This is a genomic window from Streptomyces sp. NPDC048514, assembly GCF_043199955.1.
Taxonomy (GTDB): Bacteria; Actinomycetota; Actinomycetes; order Streptomycetales; family Streptomycetaceae; genus Streptomyces.
Genome location: NZ_JBICWT010000008.1, coordinates 233,609 through 248,700 on the forward strand (window position 1 = coordinate 233,609; position 15,092 = coordinate 248,700).

Sequence of the window (15,092 nt, forward strand, 5' to 3'; positions counted from 1 at the left end):
GCCGGGGGCCGCGACTTCGTCGGGCACGCGGCTCATGGCCGTACCAGATCCCGGAGATCGGTGAAGCGGCGGTCGCCGATGCCGTTCACCTCGCGGAGTTCGTCCACCGAGCGGAAACCGCCGTGCCGGCCGCGGTAGTCGATGATGTGCTGAGCCAGGACGGGACCGACTCCGGGCAAGGTGTCGAGCTGGTCCGCGGTCGCCGTGTTGAGGGAGACCGGGGCCGTGGCGCCGGCGCCCGCCGGCCCGGCGGCCGCCCCGCCCAGCTGGCCGGGTGAGACGGGCGCGGTGGCGGATACGCCGACGAGGACCTGTTCGCCGTCGACGAGGAACCGGGCCCGGTTGAGGCCCTGGGAACTCGCTCCCGGACGGATGCCGCCCGCCGCCCGCAGCGCGTCGGCCACCCGGGAACCGGCCGGCAACCGCAGGATGCCCGGTTTACGGACCTTGCCGCCGACGTCCACGACGATCTCCCCACCCGGTGTCGCCGAAGTGCCCATCGCGGCACCCGCCGAGGCGTTCTCCTTCGCGTCTTCGTGCCGCTGGGTGAAGGAGGACTCGGCACGCACCACTCGAGGGGCGCTCACGGACTGCGGGCGGCCGGTCCAGAAGTGCTGCACGGCGAACGCGGACGCCAACACGAGCACCACGGCCAGCGCCACGACTCCCCGCCGCTCCACCCCGCACCGTGCCTGCAACCACACCGGCATCCGCTCGCGCACCGCCAGACCGGCCCGCTCCCGCCAGTCCGGTCCGGCCAGTGCATCCGGCTCCACCGGAGTCGCCTTTACGGCCGGTACGTCCGGCTCCGACGAAGTCGCTGTCGTTGTCGGTACGTCCGGCTCGGACGAAGTCACCGTCGCGGCCGGTACGTCCGGCTCCGGCGGAGTCCCGGTTGCCCTCGATTCGGGCTCTGCCGTCACCATCGGTCCTGGTGCCGCGGTGGTTGCCGGTGGCCCGTTTCCCGACTCCCGTCGGTGCACGGCGTGTTCCCCGAAGAGGAGTTCCGCCCGGCGGCGCAGTTCCTCCGCGGATGCGGTCGGGCGGTGACCGGCGCGGCGACGGACGGTGCCCCGACGGTCCTCGGCGCCGCGACGATGCCCGGCGCCGCGAGGGTGCCCGATGCCGCGGGGATGCCCGGTGCCGCGGCGATTGCGGACGCGGCCGTCGGAGGTGGGCCCGCGGCCGGGGCCGCTGGTCGGAGTGGCTGTGCGGGAACGTGATCGAAGTGCCATGCGACGAGGATGGAACATCTCGCCGAATCGCGATGATCTTGGTCAATTCCCGGGGAGAACCGCCCGGTTGTGGAAAAATCCGCCACCCGGACGAGTGAAACCTGGAGCCGGAAAGGGGGATGCGGCCACCCTCAGCGGGGCGAGACCACAGCTCCCAGCAGCCCCGGCCCCGTGTGCGCCCCGATCACCGCTCCGACCTCGCTCACATGCAGATCGGCCAGGCCCGGCACCCGTACCCGCAGCCGGTCGGCGAGTGCGGCGGCGCGCTCCGGGGCGGCGAGATGGTGGACGGCGATGTCGACCTCCGCGCTGCCCGCCCGCTCGGCGGCGATCTCCTCCAGCCGGGCGATGGCCTTGGACGCCGTACGGACCTTCTCGAGCAGCTCGATGCGGCCGCCGTCCAGCTGGAGCAGCGGTTTGACGGCGAGTGCGGAGCCGAGCAGAGCCTGCGCGGCACCGATCCGGCCGCCACGGCGCAGATAGTCGAGCGTGTCGACGTAGAAGTAGGCGGACGTGCCCCCCGCCCGTTTCTCGGCGGCCGTGACGGCCTCGTCCACCGTGCCGCCGGCCTCCGCCACCTCGGCGGCCGAGAGCGCGCAGAATCCGAGGGCCATCGCGACCATCCCGGTGTCCACGACCCGTACGGGCACCGGTACCTCACGCGCCGCGAGGACCGCCGCGTCATAGGTACCGGACAGCTCCGCGGACAGGTGCAGGGAGACGATGCCGGTCGCACCGGCCTCGGCGACCTTGCGATAGGTCTCGGCGAAGACCTGCGGGCTGGGCCGGGAGGTGGTGACGGAACGCCGCTTCTGCAACGCCTGGGCCAACGAGCGGGTCGAGATCTCGGTGCCCTCTTCGAGCGCCCGGTCGCCGAGCACCACGGTCAGGGGCACCGCTGTGATGCCGTGACGCTCCATCGTCCGCGGCGGCAGGTAGGCCGTTGAATCGGTGACGATCGCGACATGGCGGGACATGAGCTGGAGGTTACCTGCCGTACCGCTCGTGCTGCAGCCCGGCCCCTGAAGTGCCGGCCCGGCCCGATTCCCGGTCAGGTGGTGCTCTCGGGGCGGGGCTTCTTCTGCCAGGGGTGAGCGGGGCGCGGCGGCGGGGAGGTGATCGCCTGGGGAGCCGGCTCCTCGGCGGCGTGGGAGTCGGTCCCGTGCTGCCGCTCTGCCGGTCCGTCGGTGCGGGCGTCCCGCTGAGGGGGCGCCGGGAAGCTCCCGGCCCGGGTCCAGTGCCGCAGGGCGTCGGCTTCGATGTCTATCTGGGAGCTGAGCGATCCCAGATCGTCGTCGGCGAAGCGGCGCGCCCGGTCCCGGACGGCCCAGCGCAGCGCATCGGCGGACTTGGTGATGCGCTCGGTGCGGCCACGCAGCGCGGGCAGGTGTGCGGCGAGGGTGGCCCGGTCCGGCTCGGACTCCAGGCGCCTGAGGTCCGCGTCCAGCTCGTGGCCGTGCGTGCTGAGCCGCTCGAACAGGCCGAGGGACTCCTTCAGCGACTCGTCCTCGGCCGCGCCCGCGTGCAGCGCGTCCTGGGTGGCGCGCATGGACGTGCGCAACGCGAGCCGGAGCTGGGCGATCTCGCCGGCCGGGCCGGGCTGGGCGAAGGACTTGGCGCGCAGGGTGTGGTCCTCGACCGTGCGGCGGGCCTGCGCGATCGTCCGGTCCACGCCGCGCTTGGCTGCGCCGACCGCCTTGACCGTGGCGTAGGCGCCCAGGCCGATGAAGAGCAAGAAGAGCAGGGCGAACACGGTCAGCACCACTTCCATGACGCTCCTCCTCGGGCCGGCACGGCACAAGCCGCTGTGCTCTCCACGGTAAACGCAGCGGGCAGGCCCGGAGTTCCGGAAGAACCCCGAACCTGCCCGTAGGGGACCACCCCGACGCCGGTTCCCACCGGGATCCCGGCAGCACCCCACCGGCAACCCGACGGCGCCCCACCAGCGTCCCGACGGCGTCGCACCGGCGTCGCACCGGCGTCGCACCGGCGTCGCACCGGCGTCGCACCGGCGTCCCGAACGCGCCCGGACGTCACGCCGTGACGATGTTCACCAGCTTCGGTGCCCGCACGATCACCTTGCGGATGCCGGCGCCGTCCAGCGCCGCGACGACCTTCTCGTCGGACAGCGCCACCTTCTCCAGCTCCTCCTCGGAGATGGCCGGCGGCACCTCCAGGCGGGCCTTGACCTTGCCCTTGATCTGCACGACGCAGGTGACGGTCTCGTCCACCACGTAACGGGGGTCGGCGACCGGGAAGTCCTGGTGGACGACCGACTCGGTGCGGCCCAGCTTGCGCCACAGCTCCTCGGCGATGTGCGGAGCCAGCGGCGCGATCATCAGCACCAGGGGCTCGGCCACGGACCGCGGCAGGGCGCCGCCGGCCTTGGTCAGGTGGTTGTTCAGCTCGGTGACCTTGGCGATGGCGGTGTTGAAGCGCAGGCCCTCCAGGTCCTGGCGGACGCCGTCGATCGCCTTGTGCAGCGCGCGCAGGGCCTCCTCGCCGGGCTCGGCGTCGGTGACGGTGACCTCGCCGGTGTCCTCGTCGACGATGTTGCGCCACAGCCGCTGCAGCAGCCGGAACTGGCCGACCACCGCGCGCGTGTCCCACGGGCGGGAGACGTCCAGCGGGCCCATGGCCATCTCGTACAGGCGCAGGGTGTCGGCGCCGTACTCGGCGGCGATCTCGTCCGGGGTCACCGCGTTCTTCAGGGACTTGCCCATCTTGCCCAGCAGGCGGCTGACCTTCTCGCCCTGTTGGTAGTAGGCGCCGTCGCGCTCCTCGACCTCGGCGGCCGGCACCGCGATACCGCGGCTGTCGCGGTAGACGTAGGCCTGGATCATGCCCTGGTTGAACAGCTTGTGGAACGGCTCCACGGAGGAGACGTGGCCCAGGTCGAACAGGACCTTGGACCAGAAGCGCGCGTACAGCAGGTGGAGCACGGCGTGCTCGGCACCGCCGACGTACAGGTCGACACCGCCGTGCGGCTGGCCCTCGCGCGGGCCCATCCAGTACTGCTCGATCTCCGGGTCGACCAGCTTGCCGTCGTTGTGCGGGTCCAGGTAGCGGAACTCGTACCAGCAGGAACCGGCCCAGTTGGGCATGGTGTTGGTCTCGCGGCGGTACTTCTTCGGCCCGTCGCCCAGGTCCAGGGTGACGTTGACCCAGTCCTCGTTGCGCGACAGCGGCGTCTCGGGCTGGGTGTCGGCGTCGTCCGGGTCGAAGGTGCGCGGGCTGTAGTCCTCGACCTCCGGCAGCTCCAGCGGCAGCATCGACTCGGGCAGCGCGTGGGCGACGCCGTCCTCGTCGTAGACGATCGGGAAGGGCTCGCCCCAGTAGCGCTGGCGGCTGAACAGCCAGTCGCGCAGCCGGAAGTTGACGGTGCCCTCGCCGATGCCCGCGTCCTGCAGCCACTCGGTGATGCGGGCCTTGGCCTCGGCCACGCCCAGACCGTCCAGGGAGACGCCCTCGCCGCGCGAGTTCACGATCTTCGCGTCGTAGGAGGCGAACGCGTCGTCCCAGGCGGTGGTGTCGGTGCCGCGGCCGTCGGTCGGCTCGACGACGCAGCGGATCGGCAGTTCGAAGGCGCGGGCGAAGGCGAAGTCGCGGGTGTCGTGCGCGGGAACGGCCATGATCGCGCCGGTTCCGTAGCCCATCAGCACATAGTCGGCGATGAAGACCGGGACCTGCTCGCCGTTGACCGGGTTGGTCGCGAAGGCGCCGGTGAAGACGCCGGTCTTGTCCTTGGCCTCGGCCTGGCGCTCGACGTCGGACTTCGAGGCGGCCTGCGCGCGGTAGGCGGCGACGGCCTCGGCCGGGGTGGCGTGTCCGCCGGTCCACACCTCGTGCGTGCCCTCGGGCCAGGCGCCGGGCGTGAACTTCTCGACCAGCGGGTGCTCGGGCGCCAGCACCATGTAGGTGGCGCCGAACAGGGTGTCCGGGCGGGTGGTGAAGACCGTGATGTGCTCGCCGTCGATCGGGAAGTCGACGCGGGCGCCCTCGCTGCGGCCGATCCAGTTGCGCTGCTGCAGCTTGATGGCCTCGGGCCAGTCCAGCTCCTCCAGGTCCTCCAGCAGCCGGTCGGCGTAGGCGGTGATGCGCATGTTCCACTGGCGCAGCTTGGCCTTGAAGACGGGGAAGTTGCCGCGCTCGGAGCGGCCGTCGGCGGTGACCTCCTCGTTGGCCAGCACGGTGCCCAGGCCGGGGCACCAGTTGACCGGCGCGTCGGAGGCGTAGGCCAGGCGGTACTCGCCCAGGATCTCGGCGCGCTCGGGGCCGCTCAGCTCGCTCCACGCGCGCGTGGTGCCCGGGACCGGCCGCTCACCGGACTCGAACCGGGCGATCAGCTCGGCGATCGGGCGGGCCTTCTTCGCGTCCTCGTCATACCAGGAGTTGAAGATCTGCAGGAAGATCCACTGGGTCCACTTGTAGTAGTCCGGGTCGATCGTCGCGAAGGACCGGCGCTTGTCGTGGCCCAGGCCCAGCCGGCGCAGCTGGGCCTTCATGTTCTCGATGTTGGCCTCGGTGGACACGCGCGGGTGCGTGCCGGTCTGCACCGCGTACTGCTCGGCGGGCAGGCCGAAGGCGTCGAAGCCCAGGGTGTGCAGGACGTTGTGGCCGGTCATGCGCTGGAACCGGGCGTAGACGTCGGTGGCGATGTAGCCCAGCGGGTGACCGACGTGCAGGCCCGCACCGGAAGGGTAGGGGAACATGTCCATGATGAACTTCTTGGGCCTGGCGACCAGCTCGGGGTCGCCCGCCAGGTCACCCTTGGGGTTCGGCGCCGCGTAGGTGCCGTCGGCGTCCCAGAAGTCCTGCCAGCGTGCCTCGATGTCGGCCGCCATGCCGGCCGTGTAGCGGTGCGGCGCGGCCTCCGCCGACGTAGCGGCGGCGGCAGCGGGGTTCGTCTCGCTCATGATCCTCAAAGCTCCATCGATCGTCTCTGCCTGCGGAAACGAAAAATCCCCTCGCACAGGAGGGGACGCCGCGCCGATGCCGACCTCACGGCTGGACCGGGGGGTCGGTGCTGATCAGCGCGGCCCGCTAAGCAGAAGGCGTACGGCACGCATGGCGTTAGGGTACCGCAGGCCTTGAGCAAGCCGCGACGCGCTTCCGTATGCCTAGTGGACATGTCACGAACCACACAGAAACTGAACCAAGGTCAAAACTTACTTCGCGTACCGCCCCCTAAGGGGCATCGCCACAGTCACATTGTCCGTTGATAACAACGCAATAACTCAAACCCCCGTACTGATCGGTATGGCGCCACTTAGAGTTCGGCAGCGGGACCGCTTTCCCGAAACTGCTCGGAGTTGCCCCCATGAACCCTCGTCGTAGTACCAGCTCGCTCCCCAAACCGGGCCGCTCGGCCTATGGGGTGGCATCCGCTGTCGTCCTGCTGCTGATACCCGTGGCCGTGCTGGTCGGAGGCAGCCAGTTCCGCGAATTCCTGAACTTCGGCGCGGGCGTGCTGTCTCTCGTCTCGCTCAGCTGCTCGGTGATCTGGGGCCTGTTCGCCCAGGACCGGATCTTCCTGAACACCCGGCAGCGGATCGTCGGCCAGGCGGTGCACCGGACGACCGCCGTCGCCTCCATCGCGTTCCTGCTGCTCCACATCACCACGAAGATCGCCCTCGGCCACACCCAGCTGATCGCGGCGATCATCCCGTTCTCGCTCGGCGTCACCGGCATCGGCGGGCTGATCGGCCTGGGCTCCCTGGCGGGCCTGCTGATGGTCTTCGTCGGCATCACGGGCGCCCTGCGCAGCAACTTCGCCGCCCCGGCCCCGGTCGCCGCCCGCTGGCGTGCCATGCACATGCTGGCCTATCCGGCCTGGTGCGCCGCGCTCCTCCACGGCCTCTACGCGGGTCGCGCGGCCAAGCCGGTCTTCGTGATCCTGTACAGCCTGTCCCTGCTCGGCGTGATGGGCGCCCTCGCGCTGCGCGCCGCCCCGCGCCCGGTCAAGCGCAAGGTCGCCGACCGGCTGGTGGCGCTGTTCGGCAGCTCGGAACGGCCGGGACTCGAGGGACTGGACGCGAGCCGCTCCCGGGCCGGGGACCCGGGCCAGCAGGGTTACGAAGGCCGCCGTGAGCAGCCGGGCTACGAAGGCCGCCGTGAGCAGCCGGGCTACGAAGGGCGCCGGGCACGGAGGAAGCCGCCCGCGGACTCGCCGGCCTTCCCCTCCGCTCCCCTCTACCAGTCCCCCGCGGCCCCCTCCGCGGAGCCCGCGTCGGGCTTCGCGGCCGCCTACCGCGCGGTCTCCACACCGGGCCGGCCCCAGCAGCCGTTCGCCGCCGGCCGGACCGCGCGCATGGACCTGCCGTCGGATCTCCGGCCGACGGAGGCCGTCCCGCGCGTGGACGGCCCCTCGAGCACCTCGGGCAGCTGGCCGATCCCGTCCCCGCCGCCGGTCGGCGAGGCCCCGCCGTCCGCGTACGACCCGCTCCAGGACACCGGATACACCATCCCGGTGTACGGCGATCCGGGCACGCCCGGCCGGGGCGGAAGTGACGTGTACGACACCGGTGAGACAAACGGCTTCTACGGCACGTACAACCCGAGTGACACGTTCAACAGCGGTCCCGCCACCGAACCAACCCCCGGCACCTCGTACGACGCGCCCGGTTCGGGCGAACCTTGGAACATGCCTTCCGGAGGCTATAGGTGAACGAGGCCCTGCCCGACGTCCCCGAAGTCCGCGTGGTCGGGCTTCCCCAGCTCACGTCGGGCTTCGACCTTGTGGAACGGCTCGACCTGCCCATGCACCTGAAGGTGCACGGGCCGCTCGACCCGCTGGGCGGCGAACAGCTGGCCCAGCTCGCCGAGCGCATCAACCTCAAGGGCAGGGGCGGCGCCGGCTTCCCCTTCCACAAGAAGCTGCGCTCGGTCGCCGAGTCCGCGATCAAGCGCGGCGTGCGGCCGGTCGTCGTGGTCAACGGCAGCGAGGACGAACCCGCCTGCCGCAAGGACACGGTGCTGATCAACCGCGCCCCGCACCTCATCCTGGACGGCGCGCTCCTGTGCGCCGAGGCGCTCGGCGCGCGCACGCTCGTGATCGGTGTCACCCGCGAGTCCACGCAGCGCTCCATGGAGGCCGCGCTCTCCGAACGTGGCCTGAGCAACAGCCGTAGATCGGCGCTACGCGCGTGGGTGCAGCGCAATCCGGTACGCATGGTCACCGGCGCCGCCGCCTCGCTGGTCCGCTCGATCGACGGCGGCCCGGCGATCCCGCCCGGCCGCAAGGTCAGCGCCTCGCAGACCGGCGTCGGCGGCGCGCCGACCCTGCTGTCGAACGCGGAGACGTTCGCGCAGCTGGCCATCGCCGCCCGCATCGGCCCGGAGCGCTACGGCAACACCGGCCTGTACGACGAGCCGGGCACCGTCATGCTGACGGTCTCCGGCGCGGTCGCGCGCCCGATGGTGCTCGAGGTCCCGACGGGCGTACCGCTGCGCTACGTCCTGCAGCTGGCGGGTGCCCCGCCGGTACCGCAGGGTGTGCTGACCGGGGGCTACCACGGCAAGTGGATCGACGCGGCGACCGTCGACGAGGCGATCGTCTCGCGCAACTCCCTCGACGCGGTGGGCGGTGCGCTGGGCGCGGGCGCGATCCTGCCGATCAGCCAGGACACCTGCCCGCTGGGCGAGTCGCTGCGGGTCGCCCAGTGGCTGGCGGAGGAGAGCGCCGGCCAGTGCGGCCCCTGCTACCTCGGACTGCCCGCCGCCGCGCGCGGCTTGGAGGACATCCTCAACGGCGGCGGACCGGCCGCCCTGGAGGCACTGAAGCAGGTCGCGAAGAACGTCAAGCGGCGCGGGGCGTGTTCGCACCCCGACGGCTCGGCGATGTTCCTGGAGTCGACCATCAAGGCGTTCACCGACGACCTGGCCGCCCACGTCCTCGGAAACGGCTGCGGACGGCCCGTGGAGGGCGTTCTGCCGCTCTTCGAGGGGGGCAGGGCCCCGACGGGCATCCCGGGCGGCTCGGAGCCCGAGGACAGCGGCGCCAGCCGCCAGAAGATCCACGTCGACTGGACGCTGTGCCGGGGGCACGGCCTGTGCGCCGACATCCTCCCGGAGGTCTTCGAACTGGGCGCGGACGGTTTCCCGACCGTGGCGCAGGCCCAGGTGCCGCGCTACGCGGAGGCGAAGGCGCTGCGCGCGGTGCGCCGCTGCCCGGCGCTCGCCCTGCGTCTGGAGGAGGACACGCGTGGGCAGGCGCCCTCGCGCAACCTGCCGGTCCTCTCCCAGGGCCGCGGCCGGCGCGCGCTCGGCCGCTGAGCACGCCACGCGGGTGGGGTCCCCGATCCGGGGCCCCACCCGCGCCGTTCGCCACGCGTCGCCGTCCGGTACGTCGCCGTTCGCCATGCCTGGCCCTCAGGTACGCCGCCGTCCGGTACGCCGTGCCGAGTGCGGAACACGCCGAAGGCGGACCATCCGTCAGGATGATCCGCCTTCGATTTCTGTGGAGCTAAGGAGAATTGAACTCCTGACCTCCTGCATGCCATGCAGGCGCTCTACCAACTGAGCTATAGCCCCTTGCTTTGGTCCGCCCGGTTTCCCCGGCGGCGACGCCAACATTACACGGTCCCGGGGGCGCAGTACCAAATCGGTTTCCGCTCTGCTCGTGTACGGGCGCTAATGTCACCTTTCGTGACCGTGATCGCCGTCTCCGCAGCCCGCCGGGCACCGGTCGCCCTCGGGGTGTGCCTGGTGTCGTTCGCTGCCTTCTGGGCCGCACAACGGGCCGCCCATGTGTCGATGATCGACCTGCTGGTCTACCGGGCCGAGGGTGCCACCGTGCGCGCCGGCGGTGATCTCTACGCGCTGCGGGCGACGGCCGCGCACCTGCCCACCACCTACCCGCCGTTCGCGGCCCTGCTGTTCACTCCGCTGTCCCTGCTCGACACCGCTCCCCTGCGCGCGCTGGCCACCGCCGGGAACCTCGCGCTGCTGGTGGCGTTCGTGCGGCTGTCGCTGAAACTCGTCGGCCACGCGCGCGTGGAGAGCGTCTGGTGGGTGGCCGCGCCGGCCGTGTGGTGCGAGCCGGTCTGGACGACCCTGCGCTACGGCCAGGTCAACCTGCTGCTGGCGGTCCTGGTGCTGTGGGACCTGTCCCGCCGCCCGGCCGGCCGCAGCGACCGGTGGGCCGGGGTGGGTCTCGGGCTGGCCGCCGCGGTGAAGCTGACGCCCGCGCTGTTCCCGGTGTTCCTGCTCCTCACGGCCGCCGCGGCCCGGCTGGGCGGCAGGGATCCGGGGCCCTGGCTGCGGCACGCGCGCGGGGCGGCCCTCACGTTCGCCGGGGCGGCCCTGCTGGCGGCGGCCGTCCTGCCGCACGACTCATGGCGGTTCTGGACGGACATGGTCTTCCGCACGGGCCGGGTCGGGCACGCCGAGGACACCGCCAATCAGGCCCTGCGCGGCGTCCTGGCCCGGCTTCTGCACATGCCGGACCCGGGAGCGCCCTGGGCCGTCTGTGCGGCCGTGGCGGCCGCGCTGGGCCTCGCGGTGGCCGTGGCGGCGGAGTTGCGGGGGCGGCGGGCCTGGGCGGTGTGCGTCTGCGCGGTCACCGCGCTGTTGATCAGCCCCGTGTCCTGGACGCACCACTGGGTGTGGTGCGTGCCACTGGTCCTGCTGTTGTGGACGCACGGGCACCGGGCGGCGGCCGTTGGCTCGCTGCTGGTGTTCTGCTCCTACGTGCCCTGGTGGGTCCCCCACGGTCCCGGGCGCCCCGAAATGCACCAGAACGCCGTGGAGTTGACGTTGCTGTCCCTTTACGGGGGCGTCGGTGCGCTGTTCCTCGTGCTGGCATGGACATCGTTGCCGAGACCCGGTGCCGGAGCGGCCCGCGTCAAGCCGTGACGAAGGAATAGAACCTCTTGAGCGTGCAGTGCTCCTCGAGGAGGCGGCCGTAGATCGGCTCGCCCTCCAGTTCCCGGTACGTCTCGATCGGGTCGCCCTTTATGATCAGCGCCCGCGCGCATTCCTCGCACCAGTACTGGTAGTCGGGGTTGATCGGCTCCATGTCCCGGACGATGGGCGTACCACTGCCGCACCAGTCGCACTTTCGCCTGTGTGCACCCATCGATCAGCTCCAGCTGTGGCCGCAGGCCGTGCACACGTAGGAGATTCCGCCGTTGTCGCCGAGTACTTGGGCCACGTGCACGGAACCGCAGGAAGGGCAGCTGAGCCGGGTGGCCGTGTCCCGTATCAACGCCGCACCGAGGAGGAGGCCGCCCTCCTCGAGGATGCTCGCAGGCATCGCCACTCCCTCCCGTCGGGCCGCGCTCCCTTCCGGCCGTTTGATTCTGCCACGGCCGGAGCAATACGGTCAGCGACGCCTCAGTACCAGTCCGGACACGGCCCCTGTCGCGGCCGCACCGGCCTGCGCCCGGGCACCCGTCGAGAACGCCTCCGCAGAGGTATACGACCGCGGGCCCCGAGTGACTCAAGCCGGTCAGGAACAGTGTGCCGAAAGACGCCACGCCGTTCAGCCGACCCGGCCGGACGACCGTCGCCGGCAGACCACCGGGGCGAGTGTCAGTGGCGGGTGCTTCACTGTCCGTGACGGGTTGAGGTACGGAAAATCCCGCCCCTGCGAGGGACGGGATTCTCGTCACCGATCTTTGACAACTCAACAGAGTGTCGATCTGTGGAGCTAAGGAGAATTGAACTCCTGACCTCCTGCATGCCATGCAGGCGCTCTACCAACTGAGCTATAGCCCCTGGTGTTCTTCCCGCTCGGCGGGGCGAACAAGAAGAACTTTAGCCTGTGACCAGCCGGAAAGTGAAATCCGGGGTCCGGGGCCTCGGGACGCTCAGTCGTCGTCGCCGAGGACGGGCTCCGGGAGGGTGCCCGCATTGTGCTCGAGCAGGCGCCAGCCGCGGGCGCCCCCGCCCAGCACGGACCAGCAGCAGTTGGAGAGACCGCCGAGACTCTCCCAGTGCCGGGGCTCCAGGCCGAGGAGCCGGCCGATGGTGGTGCGGATGGTGCCGCCGTGGCTGACGACGACGAGGGTGCCGTCCTCGGGCAGCTTCTCGGTGTGGGCCAGCACGACCGGGGCGGCGCGGTCGGCGACCTCGGTCTCCAGCTCACCGCCACCGCGACGGATCGGCTCGCCGCGCTTCCAGGCGGCGTACTCATCGCCGTGGCGGGCGATGATCTCCTCGTGCGTCAGCCCCTGCCAGACGCCCGCGTACGTCTCGCGCAGGGCCTCCTCGTGGGTGACGTCGAGCCCGGTGAGGGCGGCCAGCTCGGCGGCCGTGTCCGCGGCCCGCTGCAGGTCCGAGGAGACGATCGCGTGGGGGCGCAGGGAGGCGAGCAGCCGGGCCGCGCGGCGGGCCTGCCCGACGCCCGTCTCGGTCAGCTCGACGTCCGTGCTGCCCTGGAATCGGCGTTCGACGTTCCACGACGTCTGGCCGTGCCGCCACAGAATGACGCGGCGGCCCTGGGGTCTGCGGTCGCTCACCTCGCCGGTGGCGCTCATCGCCACTCCCCGCCCGGTTCCTGGTCGGCCTCGGCGGCCTGCAGCTTGGCGTGCTCCTCGGCCTTGCCACGGGTGGCCTTGGCGTCGGCGGGCAGGTCCAGCTCGGGGCAGTCCTTCCACAGCCGCTCCAGGGCGTAGAAGACACGCTCCTCGCTGTGCTGGACGTGGACGACGATGTCGACGTAGTCGAGCAGGATCCAGCGGGACTCGCGGTCGCCCTCGCGGCGCACCGGCTTGGCGCCGAGGGTCTTCTGCAGGCGCTCCTCGATCTCGTCGACGATGGCCTTGACCTGGCGGTCGTTCGGCGCGGATGCCAGCAGGAAGGCGTCCGTGATCGACAGCACGTCGCTGACGTCGTAGGCGATGACGTCGTGGGCGAGCTTGTCGGCCGCTGCCTGGGCGGCGGTGTGGATGAGCTCAATGGAACGGTCGGTGGCGGTCACTACATGGCTTTCCGTCGGCGGTCACTGGTCTTCAAGGGTCTCACGGACCGCCCGGACCACCCCACGCGATTACGGCGACACGTGGGGTGGTCCGGCCCTCGTCAGGAGGCGGTGGGCCGGTAGTCGGCGCCGAGGACGACCGAGACGTCGGCACCGGAGGAGACGGTTCCCTTCGTCACGGAGCCGGCGGGCAGGCCGAGGGTCTTGGCCACCTCCGCGGCGTCCGCCTTGTGGGAGGCGTCCGAGTAGGTCACCAGCGAGCCGGTCCGGGTCCCGGAGGCGCTGCCGCCCTCCCGGAAGGTGAAGCCTCCGTTGAGGAGCGCCACGCGGGCCTTGTCCAGGTCCTCCTTCACTCCGGTGGCGTTCTGGACGGAGACCCGGAGCGCGGAGCCGGCGACGGGGCTCTTGGCGGTGCCGCCGAGGATGTCCTTGACCACGCTGTCACTGGTCTCGGCGCTCAGCGTGCCGTCGGTCTGCACGGGCAGCAGGGCGGTCTTGTAGTGACCGCTCTTGGCGAGGTCGGCGAGCTTGGCGAGGAAGGAGCCGAGGTCCTTGTCGGTGAGCGAGGGGTCCAGGATCTGCGCGAGCGTCTGGACGGTGGTGGTGGCCGAGGAGGGGTCGGAGGACATCTTCCGCAGGACGCCTTGCATGATCTGGCCGAAGCGCTTCAGCTGGGCGTTCTCGGACTCGCCGGCGGCGCGGTAGGTGGCATAGGCGACGGCCATCTTGCCGCTGAGGCTCTGGCCGGTGCCCCGGTGGACGAGGGGGGCCGCGCCCTTCTTCCTGACGGCCGGGTCGGGCACGTCGGTGTCGGTGTCGACCTCGATGCCGCCGACCAGCTCGACGAGGTTCTGCAGATAGGGGGTGTCCAGGCGCCAGGTGCCCTGGATGTCGGTGCCGAGGACGGTGTCGAGCTGGTCGCGGGTGCCGGAGGAGCCGTCGCCGTCGACCGACTTGGCGAGGGTGGTGGTGGAGCCGTCGTCGCCGCTCACCGCGAGGGAGTTGGGCAGCAGGACGGTGGTGCCCTGCTCGGTGGTGGTGTTGTCGACCAGCAGCGCCGTGGAGGTGCCGCCCTTGCCGGTGTTGTGCAGGTGGACGACGATCACGTCGCGCTTCTGGGCGGCGGCGGGCGTGGCCGTGCCGTCCTTCGCGCCCGATGAGGACAGACCGGGCAGCTTTCCGGCGGACCACAGGTAGCCGGCGCCACCGACGACGACGAGGGCGAGGACGACGAGGAGAGCGACGATCCGGCCGCGGGCCCGGCGGCGGGCCTCCTCGCGGCGCTCGGTGCGGTTCTCGGTGAACTTCAGCCAGTCGATGACGTCCTCGGAGTCGCCGTCCGGCTCCTCGACGAACGCGAACTGCTCCGTGTGCTGGTCCGGGTCGTCCGGATCTCCCGGCTCGCCCGGGTTGGCCGGGTTGGCCGGGTTGGCCGGATCGCCCTGCCGCGGACTGTGCCGGGGGTGCGCGTCCTGTTCCGCCGGGCCGGCCTGCTGCGGGATGTAGGCGGTCTGCTCGGCGACCCGGGGTTGCTGCCCGCTGCTCGCGGTCTGCCCGTACGGGTCGTAGGAGGCGGCGTCGTGAGCGGTGGTGCCGTAGGGGTCATACGCGGGCTCGGAGGCATGCGGGGACCCGGAGCCGTACGGGGGCTGGCTGCCGTAAGGGGTCTGCGAGCCGTACGGGTCGTAGGCCGGGGCCTGCGGGGTGGAGCCGTAGGGGTCCACCGGCGGCTGCTGGCCGGTGCCGTACGGGTCGTAGCCGTAGCCACCCTGCTGCTGGAGGTACGGGTCGTGGGTCGCCTGCTGGGCCTGCTGGGCCTGCTGGGCCTGAGCCTGCCGGTACATGGGCCGGCCGTACTCGTCGTAGCCGACGAGTTCGTACGGGCCGGCGCCGTAGCTGGCGTCCCCCGCGTCGTATCGGTCGTTCACCGGTGC

At 71.5% G+C, this 15,092-nt stretch carries 12 protein-coding genes and 2 tRNA genes; 3 read left to right on the plus strand and 11 right to left on the minus strand.

The window, feature by feature from the left end; translation table 11 throughout:
• Positions 1-32: 32 nt before the first annotated feature.
• The 4 genes from ACGFT2_RS19585 to leuS form a co-directional block, all read right to left on the minus strand.
• Positions 33-776 carry a helix-hairpin-helix domain-containing protein gene (locus tag ACGFT2_RS19585; protein WP_393279611.1) on the minus strand — a complete coding sequence of 248 codons (744 nt, stop codon included), beginning with the start codon at positions 774-776 and terminating at the stop codon, positions 33-35.
• Positions 777-1,366: 590 nt separating this feature from the next.
• Positions 1,367-2,212 carry a DegV family protein gene (locus ACGFT2_RS19590; protein WP_393279614.1) on the minus strand — a complete coding sequence of 282 codons (846 nt, stop codon included), beginning with the start codon at positions 2,210-2,212 and terminating at the stop codon, positions 1,367-1,369.
• A 74-nt stretch (positions 2,213-2,286) separates the two neighbouring features.
• Positions 2,287-3,006, minus strand: coding sequence for a hypothetical protein (locus tag ACGFT2_RS19595; protein WP_393279616.1), 720 nt, complete (start codon positions 3,004-3,006; stop codon positions 2,287-2,289).
• 262 nt (positions 3,007-3,268) lie between these two features.
• Positions 3,269-6,151 (minus strand): leucine--tRNA ligase, encoded by a 2,883-nt coding sequence (leuS, locus tag ACGFT2_RS19600; RefSeq protein WP_393279619.1) that lies wholly within the window; start codon positions 6,149-6,151, stop codon positions 3,269-3,271.
• A gap of 404 nt (positions 6,152-6,555) precedes the next feature.
• On the opposite strand from leuS, the gene ACGFT2_RS19605 reads away from it, so the two are divergent.
• Together ACGFT2_RS19605 and ACGFT2_RS19610 are read left to right on the plus strand one after the other, a co-directional pair.
• Positions 6,556-7,902: a cytochrome b/b6 domain-containing protein gene (locus tag ACGFT2_RS19605; RefSeq protein ID WP_393279621.1), complete on the plus strand. Its 1,347-nt coding sequence runs from the start codon at positions 6,556-6,558 to the stop codon at positions 7,900-7,902.
• Positions 7,899-9,509 (plus strand): NADH-ubiquinone oxidoreductase-F iron-sulfur binding region domain-containing protein, encoded by a 1,611-nt coding sequence (locus tag ACGFT2_RS19610; protein WP_393279623.1) that lies wholly within the window; start codon positions 7,899-7,901, stop codon positions 9,507-9,509. Before ACGFT2_RS19605 ends, ACGFT2_RS19610 begins: the two co-directional genes overlap by 4 nt.
• Positions 9,510-9,694: 185 nt before the next feature.
• Here the strand turns inward: ACGFT2_RS19610 and ACGFT2_RS19615 are convergent.
• Positions 9,695-9,767 (minus strand) — tRNA-Ala (locus ACGFT2_RS19615).
• 102 nt (positions 9,768-9,869) lie between these two features.
• Between ACGFT2_RS19615 and ACGFT2_RS19620 the strand changes: the two genes are divergently transcribed.
• On the plus strand, positions 9,870-11,090 hold the full coding sequence (locus tag ACGFT2_RS19620; RefSeq protein ID WP_393279626.1) for a glycosyltransferase 87 family protein: 1,221 nt from the start codon (positions 9,870-9,872) through the stop codon (positions 11,088-11,090).
• Here the strand turns inward: ACGFT2_RS19620 and ACGFT2_RS19625 are convergent.
• The 6 genes from ACGFT2_RS19625 to ACGFT2_RS19650 all read right to left on the minus strand — a co-directional run bounded on the left by ACGFT2_RS19625 (position 11,080) and on the right by ACGFT2_RS19650 (position 15,086).
• Positions 11,080-11,313 carry a hypothetical protein gene (locus ACGFT2_RS19625; protein WP_006136074.1) on the minus strand — a complete coding sequence of 78 codons (234 nt, stop codon included), beginning with the start codon at positions 11,311-11,313 and terminating at the stop codon, positions 11,080-11,082. The genes ACGFT2_RS19620 and ACGFT2_RS19625 overlap by 11 nt on opposite strands.
• A gap of 3 nt (positions 11,314-11,316) precedes the next feature.
• Positions 11,317-11,490 carry a hypothetical protein gene (locus ACGFT2_RS19630; RefSeq protein ID WP_393279629.1) on the minus strand — a complete coding sequence of 58 codons (174 nt, stop codon included), beginning with the start codon at positions 11,488-11,490 and terminating at the stop codon, positions 11,317-11,319.
• A gap of 391 nt (positions 11,491-11,881) precedes the next feature.
• A tRNA-Ala gene (locus ACGFT2_RS19635) sits at positions 11,882-11,954 on the minus strand.
• Between the two features lie 92 nt (positions 11,955-12,046).
• Entirely contained in the window at positions 12,047-12,715 is a 669-nt protein-coding gene (locus tag ACGFT2_RS19640; RefSeq protein WP_393279632.1) for a histidine phosphatase family protein, read from the minus strand.
• Entirely contained in the window at positions 12,712-13,158 is a 447-nt protein-coding gene (gene rsfS, locus ACGFT2_RS19645) for a ribosome silencing factor (RefSeq protein WP_393279634.1), read from the minus strand. Before rsfS ends, ACGFT2_RS19640 begins: the two co-directional genes overlap by 4 nt.
• A gap of 101 nt (positions 13,159-13,259) precedes the next feature.
• Complete coding sequence (locus ACGFT2_RS19650) at positions 13,260-15,086, minus strand: LCP family protein (RefSeq protein WP_393279636.1); 1,827 nt, start codon at positions 15,084-15,086, stop codon at positions 13,260-13,262.
• Positions 15,087-15,092 lie beyond the last annotated feature (6 nt).